Genomic DNA, 1,343 nt, shown 5'->3' with positions numbered 1-1,343 from the left:
GGGCCTGTCAGTAATTTCGTGTTCAAGGCATATGATGCTCCGAAGGAGGATGTATGCCTCGCAAACCGAAAGCCAAGCCGGTAGACCTGCCGGCCATTCCCGCCGAGTTACTTGAGCAATTCGGCAACGGCCCGATGACCGCAGACGCGATCAATGCCGCGACGCTGGCCCTCAAGAAGGCGCTGATCGAGCGGGCGCTGGGCGGCGAGATGAGTCACCATCTCGGCTACCCGCCAGGCGCTGCCAAGCCGAGCGCCGTGACCAACCAGCGCAATGGCACGGGCGCCAAGACAGTCCTGACCGAGGACGGCCCGATCCGTATCGAGGTGCCTCGCGACCGCGACGGCAGCTTTGAACCGCTGCTGATTCCCAAACATGATAGACGCTTCACGGGCTTCGACGACAAGATCGTCGCCATGTACGCCCGGGGCATGACCGTGCGCGAGATCCAGGGATTATTGCAGGAGCAATACGGCACCGAGGTTTCGCCCGATTTCATCAGCTCGGTCACCGACGAGGTCATGGCCGAAGTGACCGCCTGGCAAGCACGGCCGCTCGAACCGATGTATCCGGTGGTGTTCTTCGATGCGCTGCGGGTCAAGATTCGCGAAGACGCCGTGGTCCGCAACAAGGCGATCTACCTTGCACTGGGCGTTCTGCCCGACGGCACGCGCGATATTCTGGGTTTGTGGATCGAAGGCACCGAAGGCGCCAAGTTCTGGATGAAGGTGTTCAACGACCTCAAAACGCGTGGCGTCCACGACATCCTGATCGCCGTGACCGATGGCCTCAAAGGCATGCCCGAGGCGCTGGCCGCCGTATTTCCGGCGACCACGCTGCAAACCTGCATCGTTCACCTGATCCGCAACAGTCTCGATTACGCCAGTTGGAAAGACCGTCGAGGATTAGCCGCCGTGATTCGCCCGATCTACACCGCGCCGAGCGCCGAAGCGGCTCAGGCAGAACTCGATGCCTTTGCCAACGGGCCATGGGGCCAGAGATTCCCGACGGTCAGCGCGGCGTGGCGCAACGCCTGGGATCGTGTGATTCCATTCTTCGCGTTTCCGCCGGCGGTTCGCAAGGTTATCTACACTACGAACGCCATCGAGAACATCAACTCGCAGCTGCGCAAGATCATCAAGACCCGAGGACACTTCCCGACCGACGAGGCTGCCACCAAGCTCATCTGGCTGGCACTGCGCAACATCACTGCCGATTGGGGGCGTGCGGCTCATGATTGGAAGACGGCGATGAACCAGTTCGCTATCCTCTACGAGGATCGATTCGTTCGACCATCCGTATGAATCTCAACCCGCCTTGAACACGGAAATTCTGACACTCCC

The 1,343-nt window shown here is 60.7% G+C and carries 1 protein-coding gene; it reads left to right on the top strand.

Going from position 1 to position 1,343, the window contains the following annotated elements; all coding sequences use genetic code 11:
• Positions 1 to 53: 53 nt before the first annotated feature.
• Complete coding sequence (locus CFB41_RS36990) at positions 54 to 1,304, top strand: IS256 family transposase (protein WP_089455483.1); 1,251 nt, start codon at positions 54 to 56, stop codon at positions 1,302 to 1,304.
• The last annotated feature ends 39 nt before the right edge of the window (positions 1,305 to 1,343 follow it).

It is taken from the genome of Burkholderia sp. AU33803, assembly GCF_002223095.1.
In the GTDB taxonomy this organism is placed as follows: domain Bacteria; phylum Pseudomonadota; class Gammaproteobacteria; order Burkholderiales; family Burkholderiaceae; genus Burkholderia.
The sequence above is the reverse complement of the archived record's forward strand: the minus strand, read 5'-3'. Positions and strand labels throughout refer to the sequence as shown.